Source organism: Pseudooceanicola aestuariicola (genome assembly GCF_045763785.1).
Taxonomy (GTDB): Bacteria; Pseudomonadota; Alphaproteobacteria; order Rhodobacterales; family Rhodobacteraceae; genus Pseudooceanicola.
This window is the reverse complement of sequence record NZ_JBJGSF010000010.1, coordinates 38,438-61,010: the sequence shown is the minus strand read 5'-3', so window position 1 is coordinate 61,010 and position 22,573 is coordinate 38,438. Positions and strand designations below refer to the sequence as shown.

Sequence of the window (22,573 nt, the reverse complement as noted above, 5' to 3'; positions counted from 1 at the left end):
TCGCCATAGGCGCTCGACCCGCTTGTCGTTCACCTCCCAGCCCGCATCTCTCAGCAAAGCCGCGATCCGACGATAGCCGTAGCGGCCATACCGCCGCGCCAGCTCGATCATGTCCGCGACCAGACGCTCCTCATCGGCACGGCCTTGCGGCACCTTCCTCTGCGTGGATCGGTGCTGACCCAAGACACGGCAGGCGCGTCTCTCGGACAGATGGAACCGGGTGCGAACGTGATCAATGCAGGCACGGCGGCGAGCGGGGCTCAGAAGTTTCCCTTTGCCGCCTCCGCCAGGATCAGCTTGTCCAAAGTCAGATCCGAAACGGCTTTTCTCAACCGTTCATTCTCTTTCTGGAGGCGCTTCAGTTCCCTGAGTTGGTCGGTTCCCATACCGCCGTATTGCTTGCGCCAGCGATAATAGGTCTGCTCAGTAATGCGAACCTCGCGGATCGCATCCACCCGCGCCATGCCTTGCCCGACAAGCACTTCAACCTGCCGCAGCTTCGTGACAATCTCTTCCGGCTTGTGTCTCTTCGTAGCCATCTTGGCCCTCCGTTTTCCTTAACATAACGGTGGACCACTTCAGTGGGGGAGGACCAGGTTTTCGGCCTGTCCCAACCCATCAAGGACCGCAGGGTCCAGGGCTGCGGCGCCGGCGACGACATGCGCGGCCCTGTCCGCCGTTCCGAAGGCATATCCAAGGGCCCGGAACGACCACGGCAGAACCCGTGTCAGTTCGCCCATTGCGACGGTGAGGGTCATAGCTGCACCTCCGTGTCATGAGACATGGCCCGCGCCGCCACTTGGGGCGGGTCAAGAAATTCGTTTGGCAGGGGCTGGTTCTGGTAAAAGGTGCCCCGCACATAGCGCATGGACAGCGGCACGGCGCCCCGAATGCCCAGGGAGCCAAGGAAAAAGCGGATCAAGTTTGCGGGCAGAAAGTCGCGATGCGCGATGCTGTCGCGGATTTCCGCATAAGGAAGACCATCCAGATACTGCACCCGCCGGATCGCGAAATGCAGGTCCGGTGCGCCCAGCACCACGTCGGCCACCGGCGCATCGTCAGCATAGGCCGTCAGGGCAGAGGCAAGGCGCTGGATCAGCCCGACATGGTCAATAAAGGACTCGAACTCTTCTTGGGGGTCGATGATGCGTTCGCCCCGGCGCTGTTCGCCGTGATCGGCCGAATGATACCAGAAGGTCTGATGCGACGCGGCAAGCGTCCGGTCGGTGGTAAGCGCCCAGTCATAAGTCCGGCGCAGGATGTCGCGAAGGGCCCCGACCTTCATGCGCGGATCGTAGCGCCGGGGGCGCAGCGCCCCCTGCCGGAACCACGGCGCAATCGCATCGCAGAAATCAGGCACCAGCTCCAGTAGCAGCGAGTGCAGCTGCTCCAGCGTCTCGCCGCCGAATGTCCTGGCAACCCGGTCCGCCAGCGCGGTCCAGTCCGCGCCGTCGCAGGCCTGTTCGCCAATCCAGCCGTCAATCGTGGCAAGATGCGCGATCATCTCGTCGTTGGTAAGGACATATTCCTCGACCTGCGGATCGGCGGTCCGATACACCTCTGTCGTTTCGGCGAGCAACTTGCGCAGCTGCGCCTTGCCAGCCTCTGTGACGGTGCGGCTTTTGGCATAGGCCAGCGCCACCTCCCGCGTGACGACCCAGGTCGCGACCCAGTGCGGCCAGCGTTGCAGCGCCACACACATCCCCTGCCCGGACGAGTTTCCGATACCAAGTGTTCGCGCCAGCGCCGGATCCAGCTGGGCCGCCGAGGGGTTGCGCCGGCGGGCCACGGCATTGGCAAGGTCAATCGAAAAGACCCGAACCAGATAGATCGCGAACATATCGGCAAAGAACGGGTGGCTCAGCGGGTTGTCGGCGGGAATGCCCTCGAACGAAATGGACCCGTTGCGCCCGCTGGCCTGAAATCCACCGTTCCGCATCAGATAGCTTAGCGGGCCGTCCGGTTGCCGCCCTTCCGCAAGCGCGTCGACAACCGCATCGAAATGGCGGCTGCTGCGGTTGGCGGGCGTCCAGCCGATCACGTCCGAACTGGTGCGCATGGCGCCATCGCCCTTCACGTCGAAGGTCGCGAATTCCTGCTCGATCCGGGCCGCATCGGGCGCGTTGACAAAAAGCGCGCCGAACATGTCGCGCATGGCACCGTCTGCCCGCCGCCCCGGCTTTTCGATCCCGTCCCAAGGATAGGCGCGGGCGATATAGGTCATGCGGAAGCCTTCGGCCTCGATCTCGTAGATGAACTTTCCGGCCGAGGTGTCGTCGACCTCTCCCGAAACCAGCCGGATCTGCCAGCGCTGCTGCACCATGCGACGGCACAGCATGTCCGCGAAACTCAGCCGCGAGGCCTTGAAGCACTTCAGCGTGTCAACCCGCATCAGCGTCTCTGCCGGGCGCATCAGCCCTTTGACGTGCTGCGCGGCGTCGGCACCGCCGGTCGCTTCGCGCAGCCGGTCTTCCAGGAACGCTGGCAGGACCGGGCCGGTCACATCGTGATTTGTCATTCGGCTCCCCTGTTTTGCGAAACTGTCAGTCGGCATCGTTCATGCTCGATCCGATGAGGTAGAAGGTGAAAACCGTCAGCGCGACGGCAAAGCCTGGCGCAAGGCTTAGCGCGGGGCGGATCGGCAGGAACATCGACCCGTCACGCACCATGCCGCCCCAGTCCGGCGCCGGCGGCGGAACGCCAAGACCCAGGAAACTAAGGCTGGCCGAGGTGAAGATCGCCAGCGACACGTTGATCGCAAACTGCGCCCAGACGACCCGCATCGTGTTTGGCATGACGTGCTTGCGGATGATCCACGCGGATCCGGCGCCCGTGGCCCGGGCGGCTTCGACGAACAGCGTTTCGCGCACGACAAAGACCTGACCACGGACCAGCCGCGCGACGGTGGGCGCAGTCACGATCCCTAGCGTGATCGCCAGATTAACGACCGACGGCCCCAGCATCGCGGTGATGATCAGCGCCAGGACCAGCCCCGGCAGTGCAATGAAGATGTCGATCAGCTGGACGATCAGAAAGTCGATGCGCCCCCGGAAGAACCCCGCGATCAGGCCGATCGGCGCGCCGATCAGAACGGCGATAACCGCAGCCGATGCCCCCACCTGAAGCGAAACCCGTGTGCCGTAGATGATGCGCGAAAACACATCGCGGCCAAGCTGGTCGGTCCCCAGAAGGTGGTCCAGACTGGGCGGGGCCAGAACGGAGGTGGAGGTTTTGACCGGGGAATACGGCGTGATCCACGGTGCAAGGATCGCCGCCACACTGATCAGCGCAAGGAGGATAAGACCGATGGCCAGACGAGGAGACAGACGTCGCATGATCAGCCCCCTACCCGTTGTGCCGCACAAGCGGGTTGACCAGCGAATAGGTCAGGTCCGCCAGAAGGTTCAAAAGCATGACGCCCACAATAATGACCATCCCGACCGCCAGCATCACCGGGAAATCGCGGGCCGAAATCGCGTTGACCAGCAGCCGCCCCATGCCCGGCATCGAAAACACCGTTTCGGTCACGACAGCCCCACCGACCAGCTGACCAAGCGAAAGCCCGGCGTAGGTGATCAGCGGCAGGATGCTGTTGGGCAGGATGTGGCGATAGGAAATCCGCGTCTCGGTCAGCCCTTTGGCGCGGGCAGCCCGGACAAAGAGGTTGTTTTGAACGGACTTGTACTCGGCCTTGTAGACCAGGCTGAACGAGCTGAAATAGAAGGTGGTCAGCGTCATCACGGGCAGGATCATATGGCGCAGGTGTTCCAGTACGCCCTCTGACCAAGGCGACCAGCCCGTCGTCGGAAGCAGCCTTAGCTGAACCGAGAAGATGTAGATGAAGAGCAGCCCCAGAAAGAAGTTCGGGACGGTGATCCCGATGACACCGATGCCAGCAGTCAGGCGGTCGACCACGCCCTTGAACACCGTCACCGAATTGACCAGCGCGGCCCCGACAAAGGCGATGAAGATCGCCCAAAGCGCCAGCTCCAATGTCAGGGGCAGCGCATCCGCGATCATTTCCGACACCTGCTGCTGGGTCGAATAGCTGCGCCCGAAATCCCCGCCAAGCGCGTCGGTCATCCAGGTCCAGTACCGCACCATCAACGGCTGATCAAAGCCGAGACGGGCATTCAGTTCGGCGATGGTTTCGGGCGAGGCATCCTCGCCCAGCATGATGGCGGCCGGAGTTCCAAGGAACGAGGTCGTCGCCGCAAAAAGCAGCAGCGTCAGAATGATCAGGTTGGGGATCATGATGGCGATGCGAGACAGGACAAGCAGGATCATGGCACCCTCAGCGCATTACAAAGGGATCGGCGGCCGGCACACCGGAAAGGTCCGCGAAAATCGCCTTGGTCTGGGTGTAATCGTGGATCGCGTCGATGCCGCCTTCGCGGCCATAGCCGCTGTTGCCCGATCCGCCAAAGGGCATCGCATAGTTGGTAACCCTGTAGGTGTTGATCCAGAACCGCCCTGCCGGGATCGCCCGTGCCGTCCGGTAGGCGCGGCCGAAATCACGGCTGAAGACACCGCCCGCAAAGGCATAGTCGCTGTCCCGGGCCAGCCGGATCGCGTCTTCCTCATCGCGGAACCTGAGCACGCTTAAGACCGGGCCGAACAATTCGTTCCGCACGACGGGTAAGTCCTGATCGCCGCAGGTGACGATTGTCGGTTCAAAGAAATATCCCGTATCCCGTCCGGCACGCCCGCCGCCGGTGACGATCTTTGCGCCGGCCCCGACGGATTGCGCCAGAAGGTCCTCGATCCGGTCGCGCTGACGGGCGGTTGCCAGTGGTCCCATATGGGTGTCTTTGTCCATCGGATCGCCGATGACGATTTCGCTGGCCCGCCTCGCAAGCCGTTCGACGACCTCGTCGTAAACGCCTTCCTGCACCAGCAGACGCGATCCCGCCGCGCAGCTTTGACCGCTGGCCGCAAAGATTGCCGAGGTCACGCCGTTGGTCACGCTGTCCATATCGGCGTCATCATAAACCACCACCGGGGATTTGCCCCCCAGCTCAAGCGACAGCATCGCGATGTTCCGGGCAGAGGCGGCGATGACTTTGCGCGCCGTCTCGACCCCGCCGGTGAAACTAACGCGCCGGACCAGCGGGTGCGACACCAGCGTTTCGGCGCAGGGTCTTGCGCCACCGGTGACCACGTTAAAGACACCGTCAGGAAGCCCGGCCCGCGCCATCACCCGCGCGAATTCCACAACCGCCGCCGAGGCTTCTTCCGAGGGTTTGAGAACAATGGTATTCCCCGCGGCCAGCGCGGGCGCGATCTTGAAGGCCGCCAGGTGCAGTTGCGAATTCCATGGAACGATGGCCGCCACGACGCCAAGCGGTTCCCGGACGATCATCGACAGGGGTTCTGCCGGTCCGACGGGGGGAAGCTGGCCTTCGATCTTATCCGCGAGGCCGCCGTAGTAGTCGTAGATCTCAGCAAGGTTCCCGGCCTGCCAGCGCGTTTCTCGCAGCAATTTGCCAGTATCCGTCGTTTCAGCCCATGACAGGTCCGGCCCGGCCAGTTCAAGCTCTCGGGCGATGCGGCCAAGCACCTTGCCCCGCTCTCTTGCACTCATCCGCGACCATGGACCCGTGGTGAAAGCCGCATGTGCCGCCTTTACGGCCCGGTCGACATCTTCGGCGGTCGCTTCGGGAAAACTCGCCCAGTCCTGTTCGGTTGCGGGATTAACAGAAGTGAACCTCTGGCCGTCCCCGGCCTCGCAGAACTTGCCTGCGATGTACATCTGATAGCTGGTGGTCATGATCGTGCTGGATTCCTTAATTCAGGCGGGCCGCGTACCTGTCGGGCAAGGGGCCGCCCGTGGGCGGCCCCAGCCGGTTTATTCCGCGTCTTTCCAGAAGGTCCGGAAACGCGGGATCAGGTCGGGCATCGGCGTATAGCCTTCGACATCCGTGCGCATGGCGCTGAACTCGCTCGCAAAGCCGATCGGCATGTAGGGCAGATCCTTGGAGATCTGCATCTGCGCCTGATCATAAAGCGCCTTGCGTCCGGCCTGATCGGTCATCACGCGGGCCTCATAGATCAGCTTGTCGACCTCGGCATTCGCGTATTTCGTGCTGTTGGCCGTGCCGTCCGATGCAAAGAGGTACTGGATCAGACCATCCGGGTCCGACCGCTGAGTCCAGCGCATCGGGGTAAACCGGATCTCGCCGGATACGGTCTTGGAGTAGTATTCGCTCTGCGGCACCGGGGCCAGTTCGACGTTCAGACCAACGGCCTGAAGATCTTCGTGGGCCAGTTCGGCAATACGGCGCAGCGCGTCACCACTGGGCGCGGCCAGTTGAAGGCTGGCGCCCGACAGGCCCGCATCCGCAAGGATCTGCTTGGACTTCTCCGGATCGTATTCGTAATGCTCCAGCTCCCCGGGGGTCCACCACAGGCCTGCGGGCGTGAAGCCGTCGGAAATCTCACCATTGCCTTCCCACATGATCTCGTTGATGCGGTCGCGGTTGATCGCATGGGCGATGGCGCGGCGCAGGTCAGGGTTGTTGAACGGCTCTGCATCCCATTTCCACTGCAGCGAATACCACTGCCCGCCCGCAGACGGCACCAGTTCGATGTCGGGGCTCGCCTGGGCGAGCTTGGAATCGAGCGGCGTGATATGACCGATGTAGTCCAGCTCTCCGATCATCATGCGCTGGATACCAACGACATTCGACGGGATGTCATGGAAGGTCACCGTGTCGAGGTAAGGCTGCCCATCCCGCCAGAAATCTTCGTTCCGGCTTAGCGACAGGGTCGCGCCGCGGGTCCATTCGTCCATCTTGAAAGGCCCGGTGCCCACGGGGTAGGAGCCCACGTCCTCGCCATACTTCTCGGCGGCGGCGGGCGATGCCATCAGGCCGGCCCGGTCTGCAAACAGCGACAGCAGCGGCGGATAAGGATTGACCAGATTGATCGCGACGGTGGCGTCATCCACAACCTCGACGCTTTCGATCACGCCTTCAAGCTGACGCCGCTGAGACGAGCCCGCATCGGGGTTCAGACGGGTTTCCAGGTTCCACTTTACGGCCTCTGCGTTGAACGGGGTGCCATCATGGAAGGTCACGCCGGTTTCCAGATGGAGCACCACGCGCTTGCCGTCGTTTTCAAAATCCCAGCTTTTGGCCAGACCGGGCTTGAGCGAAAAATCCGGGTTCAGTTCGACAAGTTTGTCGAACACAAGGAACAGGATCTGCCGTTCGGTCCACTGGGTGGATTGCAGCGGGTTCATCGTTTTGAGATCGCTGATGAATCCGACGTTTAGGGTGCCGCCCTGAGCGGGTGTATCGCTCTGGGCAAGGGCGCCGGTCGCAACGCCGGCGGCCAGGACAAATCCGCTGACTGCGGACATCAATTGCCTTCTGTTCATGGTTATTTCCCTGTTGAAAAAGGTTTCGGTTCGCTGGCAGTTTTCTGCCCTTGTTGGCCCGGCGGAGGGGTCCGCCCGGCAATTTCTTCAGACGCTCAGCGGGCGTCCGGCCTGATCAACTCCCATAAGTTTCATATCGCTGAACCGGTCGCCGATGCGGGCGTGCGGGCGTCCCCCGCTGGCCGCGCCCAGCACCACGACGATTTCGTCAGCGGCCGGGGCATCCGGGATCGAAAATTCCAGCGTCAGGAAATGTGAACGGGTGCCTTTCTTGGCCTCGTCCTTATGCGTCAGCGGAAGGGTCAGCGCCGTCCCGGCCCCTGCCCTTTTGTTGGTGAACGGCAGGAAGGAATTCCCCCCGGCGGCAATGCGGAAGACATTCCCGAAATGCAGCGTGTGGATCAGTCCGGCGGCATGTTCGACCTCACCTGCGGTTCCGGTGACGGCGCATTTGCCGAAGGCTTCGATTTTGTCCGGCCCGCCCATCTGATCGACAAGCCGCGGGACCAGGACATCGCCCAGGGCCTTGGCATGGGCAAAGATCTGGGGCTGGAGGTCTTCGACATAGCCCTGCCCGGCCCAGGGATTCACGATCACCGCGGCGCAGGCCCCCATTCGCAGCGGGGTAGCCGCCGGGCGGCCGCCCTCGACCATCGTGTCCTCGATGTAATCGACGACCTTGCGGATGACAGGATCGTTCAAGACGCGCCCCCTTCGGCATCAAGCTCGGCAAAGACGCGGTTGGCGATCCGGTGGCACTCCACCCCGGCCGGGATACCGCAATAAATTGTCAGATGCGTGATCAGCGCCTTCAGCTCTGCCCGGCTCACACCGTTCCGCACGGCACCGCGCAAATGAAGCTCCCATTCATGCATACGGTTCAGGGCCGCCAGCATAACGATGTTGAGCATACTGCGCGTCTTGGGATCGAGCGTTTCGTCTCCCCAGCCAAGGCCCCAGCAATATTCGGTGACGACACCCTGAAAATCCTTGGAGAACTCCGTCGCCCGGCTAAGCGAGTTTTCGACGTACTCGGCCCCAAGCGTCGCCTTGCGCCGCTCAAGCCCCTTGTTAAAGAGATTTTCGTCCATCTCGTCTTTCCATCAATTATCCATATTCCGGGTGAAGAAGTCGCGCAGGTGGCTGGCGACGATGTCGGAGGCTTCGACAAGGATGCTGTGTTTCAGCCCCGGCAGGATCACCAGCTCTGACCCCGCGATGCGCTGATGCATGTCGCGGGCCATCCTCGGGTTCGAGCCCTGGTCGAACTCTCCGGTCAGCACCAGCGTCGGACGGTCGATCCGGTGCAAGGTATCAATAAGCTCCGTCGTCCCGAAGACGCGATAGGCCTCCATGTAGGACGGCAGGTGAACAGCCTCCAATTCGGCAACGCGGCGCTTGATCACCTCGGGGTGGCGCCGCGCGAAGTCCTCGGTGAACCAGCGGTCAGTCGCGGCACCGGTGATCGCAGGCATGCCGCCATCCTCAATCATCTTCAGGCGCGCGACGACCTTGGCGCGCTCTTCCTCGGTGCGTCCGGCGACGGCTGCAAGGATCGCGATCCGGTCAAATCTGTCGGGAAACGCGGTGGCGAGCTTTTGCGCAATCAATCCACCAAGCGAGAAACCGGCAAGATGCGCGCGCTCCACCCCGGCCGCATCCATGACCTTGATGATGTCCTCTGCGAACCGGTCGACGGAATAGGGGGGCTCGATCTGCGCCGAATTGCCGTGACCCCGCAGATCCGAACGAATCAGAGTGAAGTCATCCTTCAGCTCATCGCAGACACCGTCCCAGCTTTGCAGGTTGGCGCCGACCCCGTGGACAAGGACAAGCGGGACGCCCTGCCCGCTAATTTCGAAAGAAATTGTCCCATCTTCGGTCCGCATCTGCCAAACCTCGCGCTGCTTTTCTGAATCTTGGTATACCAACAGACAATCTACTGGTCAACCGCCGTGAAATTGCGTAATTTTCCACACAGGAACCGAAACAGGTATGGTCCAATCCGACCGACCTGCCGGTCTGATGACGAAAGAGGAGAGCCCATGCAGACCAGGCAAGACCCGGTGGACTGGCTGATCGAAGACAAGCCGACCCTGCGCGATCAAACGGTTCACATATTGCGCGAAGCGATCCTGACCGAGGTCTTCGCCCCCGGCACGAAGCTGGTTGAACGCAGCCTTGCCGACCAGACCGGCGTAAGCCGCACCAGCATCCGCGAAGCGCTGTCCCAGCTGGAAGCCGAAAAGCTGGTGACCCGCGTACCGGGCAAGGGAATGCATGTCGCAAAGCTGACGATCGCGGAAGCCCGCGAAATATACGAGGTCCGCGCGGTCCTCGAATCAGCGATGGCGCGGCTTTTTGTCGAACGCGCGACGCAGGACGATCTTGATGATCTGATCGAAGCCGTGAAAAGGGCGCGCAATTCGGACACACCCGACATGGCCCGCGCCCATGCCCAGGCCCTGGACGAGGTTTTCGACATCATCACACGCGGTGGCGAGAATTCCATCGCCCGGCAGATGGCCGGTCTGCTTAGGACGCGCGTGACCTACCTGCGGACGATCACATCAAAGGTCGCCCCGGCAGACAGGCGTCAGGAATCGCTGCGGCGACTGGACGACATCCGGCGCGCCTTTGAAGAGCGTGACGCCGACCGCGCGGAAAGCCTGATCCGCGCCTATGTCGAACGCTCGGCGGAATTTGCGATTACCGTGCTGGGCTCCATGACCGCCGAAGCGGACGTTGAAAAGGACTGAAAGACTGATGGACTATGTGAAACTTGGACGAAGCAACCTGAAGGTGTCCCGCCTTTGCCTTGGCGCAATGGGCTTTGGCTCGAAAAGCTGGCGGGGCTGGGTGCTGGATCAGGCCGCCGCGCGGCCCGTGATCGACCGGGCCATCGAACATGGCATCAACTTTTTCGACACCTGCGATTTCTATTCTGGGGGCGAAAGCGAACGCATTCTGGGCGAAGAGCTTGTCGCGCGGCAGCCACGTGACAGTTTCGTTCTGGCCACCAAGGCCGGCAACCCGATGTCGTCCCATCCGAATGGCCGGGGCTATTCGCGCAAGCATCTGTTCCGGGCCATCGACGACTCCCTGACCCGGCTCAAGACCGACCACGTCGACCTGTTTCAGACCCACATCTGGGATCCAAGCTGTGAGCTGGACGAACTGGTCGACGCAATGGGCGACATCGTGGCAGCGGGCAAGGCGCGCTATGTCGGCGTGACCACCCTGCCCGCCTGGACCCTGGCCCTGTGCCGGGCGCGGGCGGACGCCAGACATTCGGCCGCCTTCATTTCCATGCAATGCGAATACAATCCCGCGCACCGGGAATGCGAACGGGAGCTGCTGCCCTACTGCCGCCACGAAGGCATTGCCTTTATTCCGTTCAGCCCGATGGCGCGGGGCTTTCTGTCGGCCGATCGCCGAACGGCCGGGACGAACAGCACCCGCACCGAAACGGATGACTACACGCAGAAATACTATTACAGAGACGGCGACTTTGCCGTTCAGGCCCAGATCGCGACCATCGCGCAGGACATGGGCGTCAGCGCTTCGCAGGTGGCCATCGCCTGGACCCTGTCCCGCCCCGGCATGACCGCCCCGATCTTTGGCGCCACCAGCGTCGAACAACTGGACGAGGCGGTCGCCTCGCTGGACCTTGCGCTGTCGAAAGAAGATATCGCGCGGATCGACGCCGCGTATGTTCCCCGCCCCATCGCGGGCGCGGGGCACTGAACGAAGGGCGCAGGTTGAGATGAGTGAAAAGCCAGTCAGAGGTGCACAGGTTTGAGAGATTTGAGGGTTCAGGTACCGCCGACGCTGTGGAAACAGGTCGCAGACACGCTCCGGACGGCCATCGCTTATGGCGATCTGGAACCGGGGGAACGTTTGGTCGAACGCGTGCTTTGCGAACGGATCGGCGTTTCCCGCACCTCGCTGCGCGAAGCCCTGCGCGAACTTGAGAACGAAGGGCTGGTCACCAGCATCCCGAACCGCGGGCTTATCATTTCACCGCTGGAACCGAAGACCGCAAAGAACATCTTCGATCTGCGGGCCGCGCTAGAGGCCCTGATTTGCAAACTCTTCTGCAGTTCCGCCTCGGACGATCATATTCGTCGGCTCAAGGACGCCTTCAAGGCCGTCACACGCGCCTATGAAACCGGCGACGGTCGCCGCGCGATCGAGGCGAAGACCGTCTTTTATGACGTGATCATGGAAGGCTGCGACAATCCCGAAGCGGTCCGGATGCTGCGCAGCATCCACATTCGGGTGTCACAGCTGCGGGTGATGTCGCTGGCCGGTCAGGAACGCCGCAAGGCGTCCCTGGCCGAGCTGGCCGCACTGGTCGAAGCGATGTGCAACCGCGACGCCGACACTGCCGAGCGGCTAAGCCATGATCACGTCATGGCGGCGGCACAATCCGCATTGTCACACGCCGACTGAATTCTTAGCCTCAGACTTTTGTCGCAAGCCAGCGTTCTGATCGCCGTTCGCCGGGGTTGACACAGCGGCGTGACCGCGCGCCCCGGGGGTGATCGTCAGATCGCGTCGAAATCCACTTCCGGCAACACCTGCTGAAGCGCCTCTTTGGTTTGTTCGCCCTTCAGAAAAACGGCAAAATGCATGGCCGGATCGGACATCTCACGCACCAGGGATGACAGCCTGTCGGTCGCCGAACGGTCGTTTTCCAGCCTGGCCACGATCAACTCCACAACCGTCGCGACATCGCCGGTACGTTTCTGGGTGTAAGACCTGCCCGCATCAATGGCCTTTCGCTCATCCCCCAGGGCGATGGAGGCGACCAAAATGGGAAGGAACATGAAGCTCTGCGGATCCGCGCTTAGCTTGATGGCTTCTTCGGCAGACCCAATGGACGCAGTGAACCGTTCCTGAGAGAGGTAGAGGTAGGACAACACCGCATGTCCGGTGCTGTTGCCCGGGTTCAGCTCTACCGATTGCCGCAGGGATATCTCTGCCTCACGCAGCCGGCCCTGAGCGTTCTGAACAGACCCGAGCAGCAGGAAGGCGTCGGCTGAATTGGGAAACCGCTCGACGATGGAACGTGCCGTTTCGGTGACCGCCTCTTCTTCCCACAGGATGTCCGGGGGCAGTTTGGCGGTCTGCATCAGTTTGAACGCGGGCACGGCGTGGGCGATCAAGGTGCCCCAGCTGGTCAGCGCGACAGGGTCGTTGCCGATGTCGGACAACACACGCTCGAAACAGCGATAGGCACGGACGAATTCTTCCGGCTCGTAATTGTCGAAAAAGCGGTCCTTGAGGACGACACACCGAAACACCTCGCGCCCGACGCCCATGCGCGGAATGACCGATGCCTCCTGCACGACGACCTCTGAGGTCGATGCGTCTTCTCTTCGAACCAGCGGCCCGCCCTGCCCCGCGATCTGACCCGAGATCGTCCGGGAAATCGCGCGGATCGTCTCGTAATAGTCTTGGCCCAGAACCGGCCCGCGGAAACGATCGCCATAGACCAGCTCGTCGTCGTCCCCCGTCTCCAGCCGCACGGCAAGGTCCAATTCCTGATCCAGTTCCAGCAGGCTGCTTCGAAGCGTATAGTCTTCCTGGATCGCCGGGCTGCTCTGCGACGCAATCAAGACGCGAAACCGGCCGAATTTCTGAAGGTCCGAGGCCAGCTGCCGCTGCAACCCCTGCTCAAAAAGACCAAGGCTGTCGTCGCCGGTCAGGTTCTGAACCGACAGGATCTTGATCACCGGATAGGCATCGTTCACCTGCCGGAAGAACGTCGCATATCCCGCCGCGCCGATCATCACGGTCGCGATCAGGGCCCCAACCGGCGGGCCGATCCGTCTGACCCACCGCGGCCATCGCGGACCGGTATTCGCCCGGATCAGCTCCAGATCATAGCTGCGGGGGGGAAGCCTCAGCCGCAGGGGGCCGGGATTTTCTTCGTAATAGCTGTCCAGCGCCTCTCTCAGACGCCGGGCCTGGACACGAACAATCGGGTCCGCTTTGGGGTCGAAATCCGCGCCCCGTCCCAAAAGGTCTTGGGCAATCGCATATTCGCTGGTCGGGCCGCCCGATGGCTTGGCGTTCTGTTCGGACAAAAAGCCAAGAAGCTGGGACAGCGCCGCGGACTTGGCAAAGCCTTCGCTGGACAAAATCCGTGAGACTTCCCCGGACAGGTCATCGGATGGTGCTGATCTTCGACGTCTCATGCCCGGTCGGACCTTTCAGCGTGACGGAGGGTCAGTGTCTGGCCGCTACACCTATCGCATTAACGTTGTTGCAACAATCGCTCATTCCGGCGGGCACCGCATAATCGCCAATTTTGCACCGTGACTCTTGTTACATACGCGGGCGAAACACTTCGTAACCCCCCCAACACTTTTCGCGCGGCTCAGAACCCGTCTTATGGCCCCAGAGCCTTGAAAGGATACATGATGCGGGCAGATAACGGATGCGGTGGCGACAACGAAACCCACACTCAGCGTGGGGACCGAAACAATCGACGATGGGAACGATCTTTCCCCGACGGAAGCGTCAGCGGTCTTAAATGGGTTTTGGACGTGCTTGACGATCTGATCGGCTACGCCGACGATCGGGGCGAGGAATTACTGAAAGCTGAACTGGCCCAGGCCCGAAGCCGCGCCAGCGAGGTGATTGCGCAGCGCAGGACGGGAAGCAAGCGCGGCACTGCCAAGTCGTAACGTGACGGCCCCGTCTGGCACATCACTTCGCCCCAGTTGCGGGGCACCGAAGGTCTAGGGAATACGGCGGTGCCTTTCTAATCGGCCCTCTTGGACCAGCCAATCCCAGAACTGTTGAACGGTTCTTCGCGGCCGGGACGCCCTCTGCTCGGCCAGTTCGAGCCCCTGGGCGTTCACGCGAAGCCGCGCGCCCATTTGGGCCCGACAGCCACCGCCTTGTCCGGGTCGGTCGTGCCCGCAAAGACGGCCCTACGGGCTGGTAGCTGATGGGCCAAACGCTGACCGGTCTGTCCATCACCGGCATCGCGGTGATGATCCTTGGGCTTGTCGCCTTTGCGACGGGAAAGACACTCACCCCGGCTTAGGTCAGCGCGGCTCCGACAGGGCGAGTTTGATCCCGGCATAGAGGAAGAAACAGCCAAGCGTCGCCTCGACCCAAGCGCGAAACCGCAGGTACCCCCGGCGAAGCGGTCCGGACGACAGAAACAGAGCGTAGCCGCCATGTCCGGCAAATGAAATCACAAACGCCCCCGCAATAAACAGCATCGTGGCAGAGGCGGGCGCAGCCCCGACACCACCGACGCTGGCAACGGCCAGCCAGAAGAATATCGCTTTCGGGTTCGACAGCTGAAGCACAAATCCCGTCAGCCCCGTCCGCCAGGCGCTTCGCGGTTCGGCGTCCAAGGTGTTCAACTTGGGTTTCGTAGCCGCGGTCCGAAACGCCTTCAATGCAAGCCAGAACAGATAGGCGGCCCCCAGATACCGCACGACCGTCACGACATGGGCCATCTCGGCAAAGATTACGGCCAGTCCCAGAACCGTGGCCGTCGACAGAATGATCGACGCGCAGGCGATGCCAAATGCGGTGATCAGCGACGGCCACCGGCCCTGCCCCATTGCGACACTCAGGATCAGCATGATGCCCGGCCCCGGCGACAGAACCCCCATCAGCTGGATCGACCAGGCAAGCGCAAGCTCGGGCAGATACGCGGTCATCCCCAGTCCGCCAGCCGTTGACGATACATCGCGGGGGTCATGCCGGTCTGCGCCCTGAAGGTGCGGGTCAGATGGCTTTGGCACGAAAACCCGCAGGCCGCCGCAATGTCGGCGATACTTGCGCGACCCTGCAGCCCGGTTTTCGCGGCGTCGATCCTGCGCATCAGCACCCATTTGTGCGGTGATGTCCCACGGGACGCCTTGAACATGCGGTGAAAGTGAAACTCCGACAGCCCCGCCACGGCGGCAAGATCGCAAAGCCGGATGGCCCCGCCCAGATTCGCGTCGATCCAATCGTCTGTGCGCTGCAATTGATGCGCTGTCAGCCCCCCTTGCAGAGCCTTCGGGCGCTGCGGCAGGCGATAGATCAGCTCGGCCACCGCCGCATCCGCCTGCAGGGGATCACAGGTCACGGCAGCCTGCGCCAATTGCGCCAGGGGGGCCGTCAGCGCGGGGGCCGCCTGATACACGATCTCGGGCACATCGGCATATCTGGCATCGCGATCATGGATCCGCGAAAACCACGCCCGCAGGGTGTCATCCGGCAGGACCAGATGCAGGAACCGGAAGGCCGCGGTAATTTCCCAGTCAGAGGAATGTCCTTCAGGCAGCACGCAGACCGCGCCGGGCCAGCCCGACACGCCGCCAGCATCCAGCCGACGCGTCCCGGTGCCCCCCTTCAAATAAAAGCTGAAGGTGTGATCCTTAGGCGTGTCATAGAAAATCCGGTCGCTTTGATTTTCCCAGATGGTCACACTGCGCCCGGCCCCCAGGTCCAGCCGGGCCTGCGCCTGCGCGGTCGGGGACCGCGCCAAATAATCTGATGCCGTCGAGATCATGCGCCTTTGTACCCGCTTTCATGATCCCGCCAAAGCACCCAGAACCGACAGGACGGCGAAAACCGCAAGATCGTGCAAGCCCGACAGCCGGACGCACCGATATCCCCCGCGAACGGAGGGGCCGATCTTGAACAGCGCCATCTTGTTTATCGTCACGGTCGTGATCTGGGGCACAAGCTGGATCGCCATCGCCTTGCAGATCGGCCCGGTGCCGGTCAGCCTTTCTGTGTTCTACCGGATGACGCTCGCCGCCATGATCCTGCTGGCGGCCCTTGCCCTGACGCGGCGTCTCAGGCGGCCGGCGCAATGGCGGTTAGTGGTCGTTCAGGCGCTTTGCCTGTTCAGCCTGAACTTTGTCGCGCTTTACAAAGCGGCCGCCTTGATCCCCTCAGGGCTGCTTTCGGTGGTGTTCTCCCTCGCCTCGATTTTCAACGCATTGAATGCGCGCGTTTTTTTCGGCGAAAGGATCACGCCAAGGGTTGTTCTGGCGGGCGGTCTTGGGGTGTCCGGGCTGGTTTTGCTGTTCTGGGACAGCCTCGGCGTCGCGGCCCATCCCGACACCCTGAGCGGCGTGGGCTGGGCGGTGCTGGGCACCATGATCTTTTCCCTGGGCAATATGGCATCCCGGCAAAACAGCGCGACCGGCACGACGCCGATCATCGCAAATGCCTGGGGCATGGGGATCGGCGCGGTGGTGTTGCTGGCCCTCGCCATCGCAACCGGTCAGCCATTGGTGGCGCCGGTGGACCCGACCTACCTGGCCGCCCTGCTCTATCTGGCGGTCTTCGCCTCGGTGATCGGGTTCACGACCTACCTGATGCTTGTTTCGCAGATCGGTTCCGCCCAGGCGGGTTATGCCACCGTCATCTTTCCAATCGTCGCCCTTCTGGTGTCGACCCTATTCGAAGGCTACGCATGGAGCGGCACGGCCTTCGCCGGGGTCGCCCTGGCGCTGCTTGGCAATCTGGTGATCTTCGCAATACCTGCGCGACCTGCGCCCCGCCCGGGATCAGGGGCCTAGGACCCTGCACGCGCCTCTGCTGGCGGGTCCGGGCTGAAAATGCGGTGCATGGCCGTTGCAGAGGCCCCGGGATAGGTGACGACGCCAAGTGCAACCTTGGGTCCGATCGCCGTTGCTACGGCGGCAGTCGCCGCAGGGCCGAATGCGCCACAAAGCTCAATCAGTTCAACGCCGTCCAGCGCCATCGCCTTGGCGACCTGCGGGGCCTCGTCGACGGTGGGGACGCAGACCACGGTCATTCGGTAACCGGGCACCGATATGTCCGACCTGTGGATATCCGGGCGCATTCCGGGGCCTGTCGCGATAAAGCCGAAATGGGTCAAGGGCATGGCTGTCTCCTAACTTGATGCGGGCACCCTGACCGGATAAATCAGTCCAATCCAACACCAATTCCGCATGATAGGAGACCGCATGGGTCTGAATTCGGATATCCTGTCTATTCGCGCTTTCGTCACCTTCGCCGAAACGGGCACCGTCACGGCGGCGGCGGAAAGGCTGAACACAACCCAATCCCCGATGAGCCGGCGGCTTCGCGAACTGGAGCGCAATCTTGGCCTGACCCTTTTCAGGAACGAGGGGCGCGGGCTTCAGCTGACGCCCGAGGCCGAACGGCTCTTGCCAGAAGCGCGGCGGTTGTTGGCAGCCAACGAAAGTCTTCTGACCGCCGCCCAGTCGCTTTCCGAGGGCAAGACGGGGGCGGTGCGGATCGGTGTGGTGCCCGGCGCGCTTTACGCAGGCGTTCTTCATCGGGCGCTGAGGGGAATAAGCGATATCGGCGTCGAGGTGCGCCAGATGCGATCATCGCAGCAGGAACAGGCCCTTCTGGCCGGAGAGATCGACCTGGGCCTGAGCTATCGCGCCTCGGCACAACCCGGTCTGACGCATCGCCTGGTGCATTGCGAACCGTTCATGCTGGCCAGCCCGGAAAAGGCGGACCGGCTGGAAGGGGTCGTTCCGTTCTGCGCCCCGCATGGATCAGACGACTGGATTCGTGCGATCGGACAGACCGCCGGGTTTCAGCACGATATCCGGTTTCGGGCCGAAGATCCTTTGTCTGCCTTGACCTTTGTCGGGCTGGGCCTGTGCCACGCGATCATACAGCAGGCTTTGACACCGCACCTGCCCCCCGGTGTTCGGATCACGCCGCTTGCGGGGGATGCGCCGTCGTCAATGACCATTCACCTGCTTCATGGTTCGGATCCAGGACCTGCTGCCCTGCGGGTGTCGTCCCAGGTCTGACGGGCTTGCTGAGCTGAAAGGCGCGCCTGTTCCCATCAGATCTGCCGTTTCAGTCAAAGAACGCGATCTGACCGGCCCGGGCAATCTAGGGTTTTTTGCCAGACGGCCACAGCGGCCCCGAGGGCCAGCACCCCGCCAGCCGCCAGCAATCCCCCGTCGATTGATCCTGTGGCATCGCCGATAAAACCCGCCGCCACGGGCCCGATCGCCTGACCGACCGCGAAAACGGTGGTGAAAAGCGCAATCGCGCTGCCCTGCACAGTGACCGGAAGGTTCCGTTTCGCAAATGCCGTGATCGCGGCGGGTCCGATGAAAACCGCCACCCCGAACAGCGTGGCCGAGATGATCAGCGCGACAGGTCCCGTCACGACCAGCGGCAACACAGTCCCGAGGGCGGTGACCCCGGCCGCAAGCGCCAGCGGCACACCGTTTGAGAACCGCGCCAGTATCCCCCGCCAGATGAATGGCGAGACAACGATACCCAGCCCAATAACCGACCACACCGCAGAGATAAGGCCCGGCCCCGCCGCGATGTCGCGCATCCACGCGGCGACGAAGGTGACATAGACGATGTAGCCCATGGCAAAGAAACCATACCCCACCAGCGCCGGCCCCATGTCCCGGATCGGAAGGCCCGCAGCCCGTGTGGCCGGCTTTTGAGCTTGGGCAACCTGTCCCGCACGCCCGATCTGTTTCACCGCCCGGGCGGACAAAAGGGTGAAGGCCCCGCTGACAAGGCCCAGGGCAATCCATGACATAGGCCAGGACCCTGCCCCCCCAACCGCAAAAAGCGCAGGAAGCGTCGCGCCGGTCAGCAACATTCCCAGACCCCCGCCGCCGAAATAAAGTGCGATGGCCAACGCCGCGCGCTTTGGGTCGGGAAACAATTGCCCCGCCAGGACGCCGCCTGCGATAAACACCGGCGCCCCTGCAACCCCGGCGGTGATCCGCCACATTGTCAGCAGGGCGAAGTCTTCGGTCAGGCCCGAGAACAGCAGGCTTGCACTGGTGCCGACCATGCCAAACACGAAAAGGCGCGTGGGCGGAAATCGCTTGATCAGCGCAAGGGTCAGCAGCGCCCCGCCAAGGTATCCAAGGGCGTTTGCGGTGTTGATCCATCCCGCCTCTGCATAGGACCAGCTTAGGTCGTCCCGCATCGCAGGCAGGATCAGACCGTAGGCAAAACGCGCAAACCCGTTCGACACGGCGACCCCAAGGGCCAGACCCAAAGCGATCAGCCAGGGCCGCGCGATCATGACGCGGCCGCCCGCATCAGCGCCTGCGCCGCGTCCCGCGCGGCTTTGATCGGGGTTACAGATTGCGTGACATAGGCCCCGACGATACCGCCGTCCCATAACACGACGACCTGCCGGGCCAGGGTTGCCGGGTCTGCGAACATTTCGGACGGCAGACAATCCAGGACGTTGGCGCGGATCCATTCCTTGTGGGCCTTCGCCAGCGCATGAAGACTGCCATCAGCCGCCGCCGTTTCGATCGCCAGATTGACGAAGGCGCAGCCGCGAAACCCCTTTTCACGGGCAAGCTCCAGCGCGATGTCGAACAGCGCGGACACCTTAGCCACCGGGGTGTCGTGCGCGGCCTGCGCCGTGAGGATGCTTTGCCGACGCAGCTCGGCCTCCTGCTCATACACCGCGGCGACAAGGGCGTCTTTGGACGGGAAGTGGTTGTAAAGCGTCATCCGCGCCACGTTCGCCTCGTCTATCACGCGGTTGATGCCGATGTGGGGAACACCGTGCCGCAGGAACAGAACGCGGGCGGTTTCAATCAGCCGGTCACGCGCGGAAAGGGAGGGGTGCAGCACAATAGACATACCTGTCTATATACCCGGTCGATCTGAATGGGAAGGGGCCGCCCTACCCGTCCAGTTTCAGCCAGTAACGCGTGTACCGCAGTTCCCCCGTTCGGGTCATCGCGCCCTGCTCGACCAGCTGCTGCAGATCACGCGTCGCCGTCGCGCGCGAGGTGCCGGTGATCGACAGATACTTGTCCGCGCTCAGGCCGCCGCTGAACCCCTCGGGGCCTTCGCGGAACATGCGTTCGACAACCTTGGCTTGTCGGTCGTTCAACTGCGCGCGGTGCCGGTCGTAAAACCGCGCCTTGGCGATGAAGAAGCGGACCCTGTCCAGCGTGACCTGTTGGGCGGCCAGAACCGTTTCGCTGAACCACACGACCCAGGGCGTGACATCTAGGGTCTTCTGCGCGCGCTCCAGCTGGTCGTAATAGGCCTTGCGGGTCTTCTCGATCGTGAAGGCCAGCGCGATCAGGCTGGGCTGGCCGATATTCTGCGCCAGCGACTTTTCCGCCAAGGCGCGGCCCAGACGACCGTTGCCATCCTCGAACGGGTGGATGCTTTCGAAATAGAGATGGCCCAGGGCCGCGCGGGTCAGCGGGGTCATCCCCCCTGCCCCATCGGGACCGGTGTTGTTGAACCAGTGCACGAACCGTTCCATCTCCGCGGCGACCTGCGCTGATGGCGGGGCCTGGAAATGAACAACAGGCCGATCCACGCGGCCCGAAACGATCTGCATCGCGTCTTCGTGCTGACGATAGGCCCCGACCCGGTCCAACCGACGGTCATGGGACAAAAGCATCCCATGCCACCTGAACAGCGCCTCGTGAGTCAGTGGCGTGGCGTAGGTCGAATAGACGTCCACCATCATTTCGGCCACGCCCTGTTCGCGGGGTTTCGCGGTGATATTGTCAGCCGTCAGGCCAAAGTGTCGGCGCAACGACGATTGCACGCTTTGCCTGTCCAGCACCTCGCCTTCGATGGCGCTGGTCTTCATCGCTTCGTCGCTTAGCAGGTCGATCCGAAGCTGGTCCTGATCAGAGGCGCCGATATGGCGCACCGCCCCAAGGATTTCCCCCGACGACAGCAGGAATTGCTGCTCTAATCCCTCAATTAGGGTCGCATCGTAGCGAAATTCGGGCCAGTCAGGGAGCGTCCAGTTCCAGGTCATGAGCTATAGGTTCCTCCGCAATAGCTCAGATTTCGAAATGAATTTGATTTATAGGACCGGGCGCTATAAATCAAGATTTCCATGGATGACGCGCGATACTGAAAATTGTCAGCTGACAATTTTTGCCCCGCGGGAACCTTGGACCGGGGTGTCTGACCGGCGACGTCACACATAGGTCCCCTGCCCCATCCCGGTGCCATCCCCAAAATTGTCAGCTGACAATTTTTGATCCGAGCCGGTCAAAAGCCTTTGCGGATCCAACCTGCCAAGCCGGGCCTTCTGGGTCAGATGCCGCAGAAAGCCACCCGGATTTCGCAGCACGTCGAACCGCTCCAAGATATGCAGGGCGGTGATCGCGGCGATCTGCTCTCCCATCGTTCTCGTGGCCTCTTCATAGACCGAGACGTCGATCCCCATCATCGGAATAAGTTGCCGTGCATGGGCCGACAGCTCTGACCATGAGCGCGCGGTATTAGGAAACAAAAGCTGATATTCTCTGAAGCAATCCAGATCAGGTGTTGCCTTCTGAGAGGCTGAGATATCCACATCCTGCCCAGACGCCTCAGAATCTTTTTTGGTTCCCTTATGTTGGTGCCGCTCATTTTCGCTGTCACTGACGCTTATTTCCGATGTGTTCAGCGCGGTTTTCAACCGGGTCAGAAGCTGCCGGAGGTTGTCATTGTTGTCCTTCCGGCGCAGCATCAGCCGGGCCAGACCCAGAAGGGCTGAGACAGGGGAGGACGTGTCGGGATCAATGCCTGCGTCATCCATCTGTTCCAGCAGGTTCTGGCGCGCCTCCAGAACCGCGCAGCGCAGCGCGGCATGTTCCTGCGCCCGGTGTTCCGCCTGACGGGCGCGTTCGCTGATCTCATGCGCCATCATTGCCAGCCGTCCAAGATCAAAGCCGTAGGCACATCCGAAACCATCCCCCAGACGCCGGGCAAAGCGTTTGCGGTTCGGACTGTCGCATCGGGTGATGACACCGGCATTCACCAGCGCGGCAAGGTGACGCCGCAGGGTGCTTTCCGGCATCCCGCCCATGCGCGCGCCAAGGGTGGCGTTGGATGCAAAGACGATGGCGCGGCCGGGCAGGGGGGTCAGCGTTCGTTCGGGAAGAAAGGTCAGCATCATGCGCAACACGGCGATGGACCTGTGGGACAGCTGGTAATCCGCTGCGGCAAGGGTCAGGTCATCGACCAGGGCCCATTTGTCGTGCGGGATCACGGTATCGTCGGGCGCAGCCGTTACAGGCCGCCCGCGGAATCGGGTGGTGATATGGGTCATCTGCTCTCACGCAGGACACAAAAATCCAGCCCCTGTCACGCGACAGAGTTGACGGAGTCGTGGAAGAGAGGTATCCCGTAGGTGCTAACGACGAGAAAGGCCTTCCATATCGCTTGGGGGGCTTTTCTTATTTC

General features: G+C 62.3%; 24 protein-coding genes and 1 pseudogene. 6 read left to right on the top strand and 19 right to left on the bottom strand.

Going from position 1 to position 22,573, the window contains the following annotated elements:
* The 10 genes and pseudogenes from ACI3GR_RS18970 to ACI3GR_RS18925 form a co-directional block, all read right to left on the bottom strand.
* Positions 1-539 (bottom strand): annotated as a pseudogene (locus ACI3GR_RS18970) (transposase); the annotation flags it as partial.
* 39 nt (positions 540-578) lie between these two features.
* Positions 579-758, bottom strand: coding sequence for a hypothetical protein (locus tag ACI3GR_RS18965; RefSeq protein WP_407496707.1), 180 nt, complete (start codon positions 756-758; stop codon positions 579-581).
* Positions 755-2,518 (bottom strand): hypothetical protein, encoded by a 1,764-nt coding sequence (locus ACI3GR_RS18960; protein WP_407496705.1) that lies wholly within the window; start codon positions 2,516-2,518, stop codon positions 755-757. The genes ACI3GR_RS18965 and ACI3GR_RS18960 overlap by 4 nt, the downstream gene beginning before the upstream one ends.
* Before the next feature lie 25 nt (positions 2,519-2,543).
* Positions 2,544-3,335 carry an ABC transporter permease gene (locus tag ACI3GR_RS18955; RefSeq protein ID WP_407496703.1) on the bottom strand — a complete coding sequence of 264 codons (792 nt, stop codon included), beginning with the start codon at positions 3,333-3,335 and terminating at the stop codon, positions 2,544-2,546.
* A gap of 10 nt (positions 3,336-3,345) precedes the next feature.
* Complete coding sequence (locus ACI3GR_RS18950; protein ID WP_407496701.1) at positions 3,346-4,287, bottom strand: ABC transporter permease; 942 nt, start codon at positions 4,285-4,287, stop codon at positions 3,346-3,348.
* Between the two features lie 7 nt (positions 4,288-4,294).
* Entirely contained in the window at positions 4,295-5,770 is a 1,476-nt protein-coding gene (locus ACI3GR_RS18945; RefSeq protein ID WP_407496700.1) for an aldehyde dehydrogenase, read from the bottom strand.
* A gap of 78 nt (positions 5,771-5,848) precedes the next feature.
* On the bottom strand, positions 5,849-7,363 hold the full coding sequence (locus ACI3GR_RS18940; RefSeq protein ID WP_407496699.1) for an ABC transporter substrate-binding protein: 1,515 nt from the start codon (positions 7,361-7,363) through the stop codon (positions 5,849-5,851).
* A gap of 105 nt (positions 7,364-7,468) precedes the next feature.
* Complete coding sequence (locus ACI3GR_RS18935) at positions 7,469-8,083, bottom strand: amino acid synthesis family protein (RefSeq protein ID WP_407496698.1); 615 nt, start codon at positions 8,081-8,083, stop codon at positions 7,469-7,471.
* A complete protein-coding gene (locus ACI3GR_RS18930) occupies positions 8,080-8,472 on the bottom strand; it encodes a carboxymuconolactone decarboxylase family protein (protein WP_407496696.1) in 393 nt (130 codons plus the stop codon). The genes ACI3GR_RS18935 and ACI3GR_RS18930 overlap by 4 nt, the downstream gene beginning before the upstream one ends.
* 12 nt (positions 8,473-8,484) lie before the next feature.
* Entirely contained in the window at positions 8,485-9,270 is a 786-nt protein-coding gene (locus ACI3GR_RS18925) for an alpha/beta fold hydrolase (protein WP_407496695.1), read from the bottom strand.
* 156 nt (positions 9,271-9,426) lie between these two features.
* On the opposite strand from ACI3GR_RS18925, the gene ACI3GR_RS18920 reads away from it, so the two are divergent.
* Genes ACI3GR_RS18920 through ACI3GR_RS18910 form a run of 3 tightly spaced genes read left to right on the top strand, consistent with a single transcriptional unit; the run spans position 9,427 to position 11,836 of the window.
* A complete protein-coding gene (locus ACI3GR_RS18920) occupies positions 9,427-10,140 on the top strand; it encodes a GntR family transcriptional regulator (protein WP_407496693.1) in 714 nt (237 codons plus the stop codon).
* Between the two features lie 7 nt (positions 10,141-10,147).
* Positions 10,148-11,128 carry an aldo/keto reductase gene (locus ACI3GR_RS18915; RefSeq protein WP_407496691.1) on the top strand — a complete coding sequence of 327 codons (981 nt, stop codon included), beginning with the start codon at positions 10,148-10,150 and terminating at the stop codon, positions 11,126-11,128.
* Positions 11,129-11,179: 51 nt separating this feature from the next.
* Positions 11,180-11,836 (top strand): GntR family transcriptional regulator, encoded by a 657-nt coding sequence (locus ACI3GR_RS18910; protein WP_407496689.1) that lies wholly within the window; start codon positions 11,180-11,182, stop codon positions 11,834-11,836.
* A 95-nt stretch (positions 11,837-11,931) separates the two neighbouring features.
* On the opposite strand, the gene ACI3GR_RS18905 is transcribed toward ACI3GR_RS18910, so the two are convergent.
* Complete coding sequence (locus tag ACI3GR_RS18905) at positions 11,932-13,587, bottom strand: tetratricopeptide repeat protein (RefSeq protein WP_407496688.1); 1,656 nt, start codon at positions 13,585-13,587, stop codon at positions 11,932-11,934.
* A 351-nt stretch (positions 13,588-13,938) separates the two neighbouring features.
* On the opposite strand from ACI3GR_RS18905, the gene ACI3GR_RS18900 reads away from it, so the two are divergent.
* Positions 13,939-14,079, top strand: a complete 141-nt coding sequence (locus ACI3GR_RS18900; protein WP_407496686.1) for a hypothetical protein — start codon at positions 13,939-13,941, stop codon at positions 14,077-14,079.
* A 366-nt stretch (positions 14,080-14,445) separates the two neighbouring features.
* On the opposite strand, the gene ACI3GR_RS18895 is transcribed toward ACI3GR_RS18900, so the two are convergent.
* The 3 genes from ACI3GR_RS18895 to ACI3GR_RS18885 are packed head-to-tail and all read right to left on the bottom strand — an operon-like array spanning position 14,446 to position 16,103.
* A complete protein-coding gene (locus tag ACI3GR_RS18895) occupies positions 14,446-15,075 on the bottom strand; it encodes a LysE family translocator (RefSeq protein WP_407496684.1) in 630 nt (209 codons plus the stop codon).
* Complete coding sequence (locus ACI3GR_RS18890) at positions 15,072-15,914, bottom strand: helix-turn-helix domain-containing protein (protein ID WP_407496682.1); 843 nt, start codon at positions 15,912-15,914, stop codon at positions 15,072-15,074. Before ACI3GR_RS18890 ends, ACI3GR_RS18895 begins: the two co-directional genes overlap by 4 nt.
* Positions 15,915-15,932: 18 nt before the next feature.
* Positions 15,933-16,103 carry a hypothetical protein gene (locus tag ACI3GR_RS18885; protein ID WP_407496680.1) on the bottom strand — a complete coding sequence of 57 codons (171 nt, stop codon included), beginning with the start codon at positions 16,101-16,103 and terminating at the stop codon, positions 15,933-15,935.
* 4 nt (positions 16,104-16,107) lie between these two features.
* Between ACI3GR_RS18885 and ACI3GR_RS18880 the strand changes: the two genes are divergently transcribed.
* Positions 16,108-16,935 (top strand): DMT family transporter, encoded by an 828-nt coding sequence (locus ACI3GR_RS18880; protein ID WP_407496678.1) that lies wholly within the window; start codon positions 16,108-16,110, stop codon positions 16,933-16,935.
* Here ACI3GR_RS18880 and ACI3GR_RS18875 read toward each other — a convergent pair.
* Positions 16,932-17,264, bottom strand: coding sequence for a DUF6506 family protein (locus ACI3GR_RS18875; RefSeq protein ID WP_407496676.1), 333 nt, complete (start codon positions 17,262-17,264; stop codon positions 16,932-16,934). The genes ACI3GR_RS18880 and ACI3GR_RS18875 overlap by 4 nt on opposite strands.
* A gap of 82 nt (positions 17,265-17,346) precedes the next feature.
* Here ACI3GR_RS18875 and ACI3GR_RS18870 point away from each other — a divergent pair, with 82 nt between their 5' ends.
* Positions 17,347-18,174 (top strand): LysR family transcriptional regulator, encoded by an 828-nt coding sequence (locus tag ACI3GR_RS18870; RefSeq protein ID WP_407496675.1) that lies wholly within the window; start codon positions 17,347-17,349, stop codon positions 18,172-18,174.
* A 53-nt stretch (positions 18,175-18,227) separates the two neighbouring features.
* Here the strand turns inward: ACI3GR_RS18870 and ACI3GR_RS18865 are convergent, their stop codons facing one another.
* The 4 genes from ACI3GR_RS18865 to repC all read right to left on the bottom strand — a co-directional run bounded on the left by ACI3GR_RS18865 (position 18,228) and on the right by repC (position 22,439).
* Entirely contained in the window at positions 18,228-19,430 is a 1,203-nt protein-coding gene (locus tag ACI3GR_RS18865; RefSeq protein ID WP_407496673.1) for a YbfB/YjiJ family MFS transporter, read from the bottom strand.
* Positions 19,427-20,005, bottom strand: coding sequence for a TetR/AcrR family transcriptional regulator (locus ACI3GR_RS18860; RefSeq protein WP_407496671.1), 579 nt, complete (start codon positions 20,003-20,005; stop codon positions 19,427-19,429). Before ACI3GR_RS18860 ends, ACI3GR_RS18865 begins: the two co-directional genes overlap by 4 nt.
* Before the next feature lie 43 nt (positions 20,006-20,048).
* Positions 20,049-21,155: a Fic family protein gene (locus ACI3GR_RS18855; protein WP_407496669.1), complete on the bottom strand. Its 1,107-nt coding sequence runs from the start codon at positions 21,153-21,155 to the stop codon at positions 20,049-20,051.
* 165 nt (positions 21,156-21,320) lie between these two features.
* Positions 21,321-22,439, bottom strand: coding sequence for a plasmid replication protein RepC (gene repC, locus ACI3GR_RS18850; protein ID WP_407496667.1), 1,119 nt, complete (start codon positions 22,437-22,439; stop codon positions 21,321-21,323).
* Positions 22,440-22,573 lie beyond the last annotated feature (134 nt).

Bases quoted from the DNA above. Each gene is read 5' to 3' on its own strand.
- ACI3GR_RS18965 (WP_407496707.1), bottom strand. From the start codon at position 758: ATGACCCTCACCGTCGCAATGGGCGAACTGACACGGGTTCTGCCGTGG.
- ACI3GR_RS18960 (WP_407496705.1), bottom strand. From the start codon at position 2,518: ATGACAAATCACGATGTGACCGGCCCGGTCCTGCCAGCGTTCCTGGAA.
- ACI3GR_RS18955 (WP_407496703.1), bottom strand. From the start codon at position 3,335: ATGCGACGTCTGTCTCCTCGTCTGGCCATCGGTCTTATCCTCCTTGCG.
- ACI3GR_RS18950 (WP_407496701.1), bottom strand. From the start codon at position 4,287: ATGATCCTGCTTGTCCTGTCTCGCATCGCCATCATGATCCCCAACCTG.
- ACI3GR_RS18945 (WP_407496700.1), bottom strand. From the start codon at position 5,770: ATGACCACCAGCTATCAGATGTACATCGCAGGCAAGTTCTGCGAGGCC.
- ACI3GR_RS18940 (WP_407496699.1), bottom strand. From the start codon at position 7,363: ATGTCCGCAGTCAGCGGATTTGTCCTGGCCGCCGGCGTTGCGACCGGC.
- ACI3GR_RS18930 (WP_407496696.1), bottom strand. From the start codon at position 8,472: ATGGACGAAAATCTCTTTAACAAGGGGCTTGAGCGGCGCAAGGCGACG.
- ACI3GR_RS18925 (WP_407496695.1), bottom strand. From the start codon at position 9,270: ATGCGGACCGAAGATGGGACAATTTCTTTCGAAATTAGCGGGCAGGGC.
- ACI3GR_RS18920 (WP_407496693.1), top strand. From the start codon at position 9,427: ATGCAGACCAGGCAAGACCCGGTGGACTGGCTGATCGAAGACAAGCCG.
- ACI3GR_RS18915 (WP_407496691.1), top strand. From the start codon at position 10,148: ATGGACTATGTGAAACTTGGACGAAGCAACCTGAAGGTGTCCCGCCTT.
- ACI3GR_RS18905 (WP_407496688.1), bottom strand. From the start codon at position 13,587: ATGAGACGTCGAAGATCAGCACCATCCGATGACCTGTCCGGGGAAGTC.
- ACI3GR_RS18895 (WP_407496684.1), bottom strand. From the start codon at position 15,075: ATGACCGCGTATCTGCCCGAGCTTGCGCTTGCCTGGTCGATCCAGCTG.
- ACI3GR_RS18890 (WP_407496682.1), bottom strand. From the start codon at position 15,914: ATGATCTCGACGGCATCAGATTATTTGGCGCGGTCCCCGACCGCGCAG.
- ACI3GR_RS18885 (WP_407496680.1), bottom strand. From the start codon at position 16,103: ATGGCGATCCAGCTTGTGCCCCAGATCACGACCGTGACGATAAACAAG.
- ACI3GR_RS18875 (WP_407496676.1), bottom strand. From the start codon at position 17,264: ATGCCCTTGACCCATTTCGGCTTTATCGCGACAGGCCCCGGAATGCGC.
- ACI3GR_RS18870 (WP_407496675.1), top strand. From the start codon at position 17,347: ATGGGTCTGAATTCGGATATCCTGTCTATTCGCGCTTTCGTCACCTTC.
- ACI3GR_RS18865 (WP_407496673.1), bottom strand. From the start codon at position 19,430: ATGATCGCGCGGCCCTGGCTGATCGCTTTGGGTCTGGCCCTTGGGGTC.
- ACI3GR_RS18860 (WP_407496671.1), bottom strand. From the start codon at position 20,005: ATGTCTATTGTGCTGCACCCCTCCCTTTCCGCGCGTGACCGGCTGATT.
- ACI3GR_RS18855 (WP_407496669.1), bottom strand. From the start codon at position 21,155: ATGACCTGGAACTGGACGCTCCCTGACTGGCCCGAATTTCGCTACGAT.
- repC (WP_407496667.1), bottom strand. From the start codon at position 22,439: ATGACCCATATCACCACCCGATTCCGCGGGCGGCCTGTAACGGCTGCG.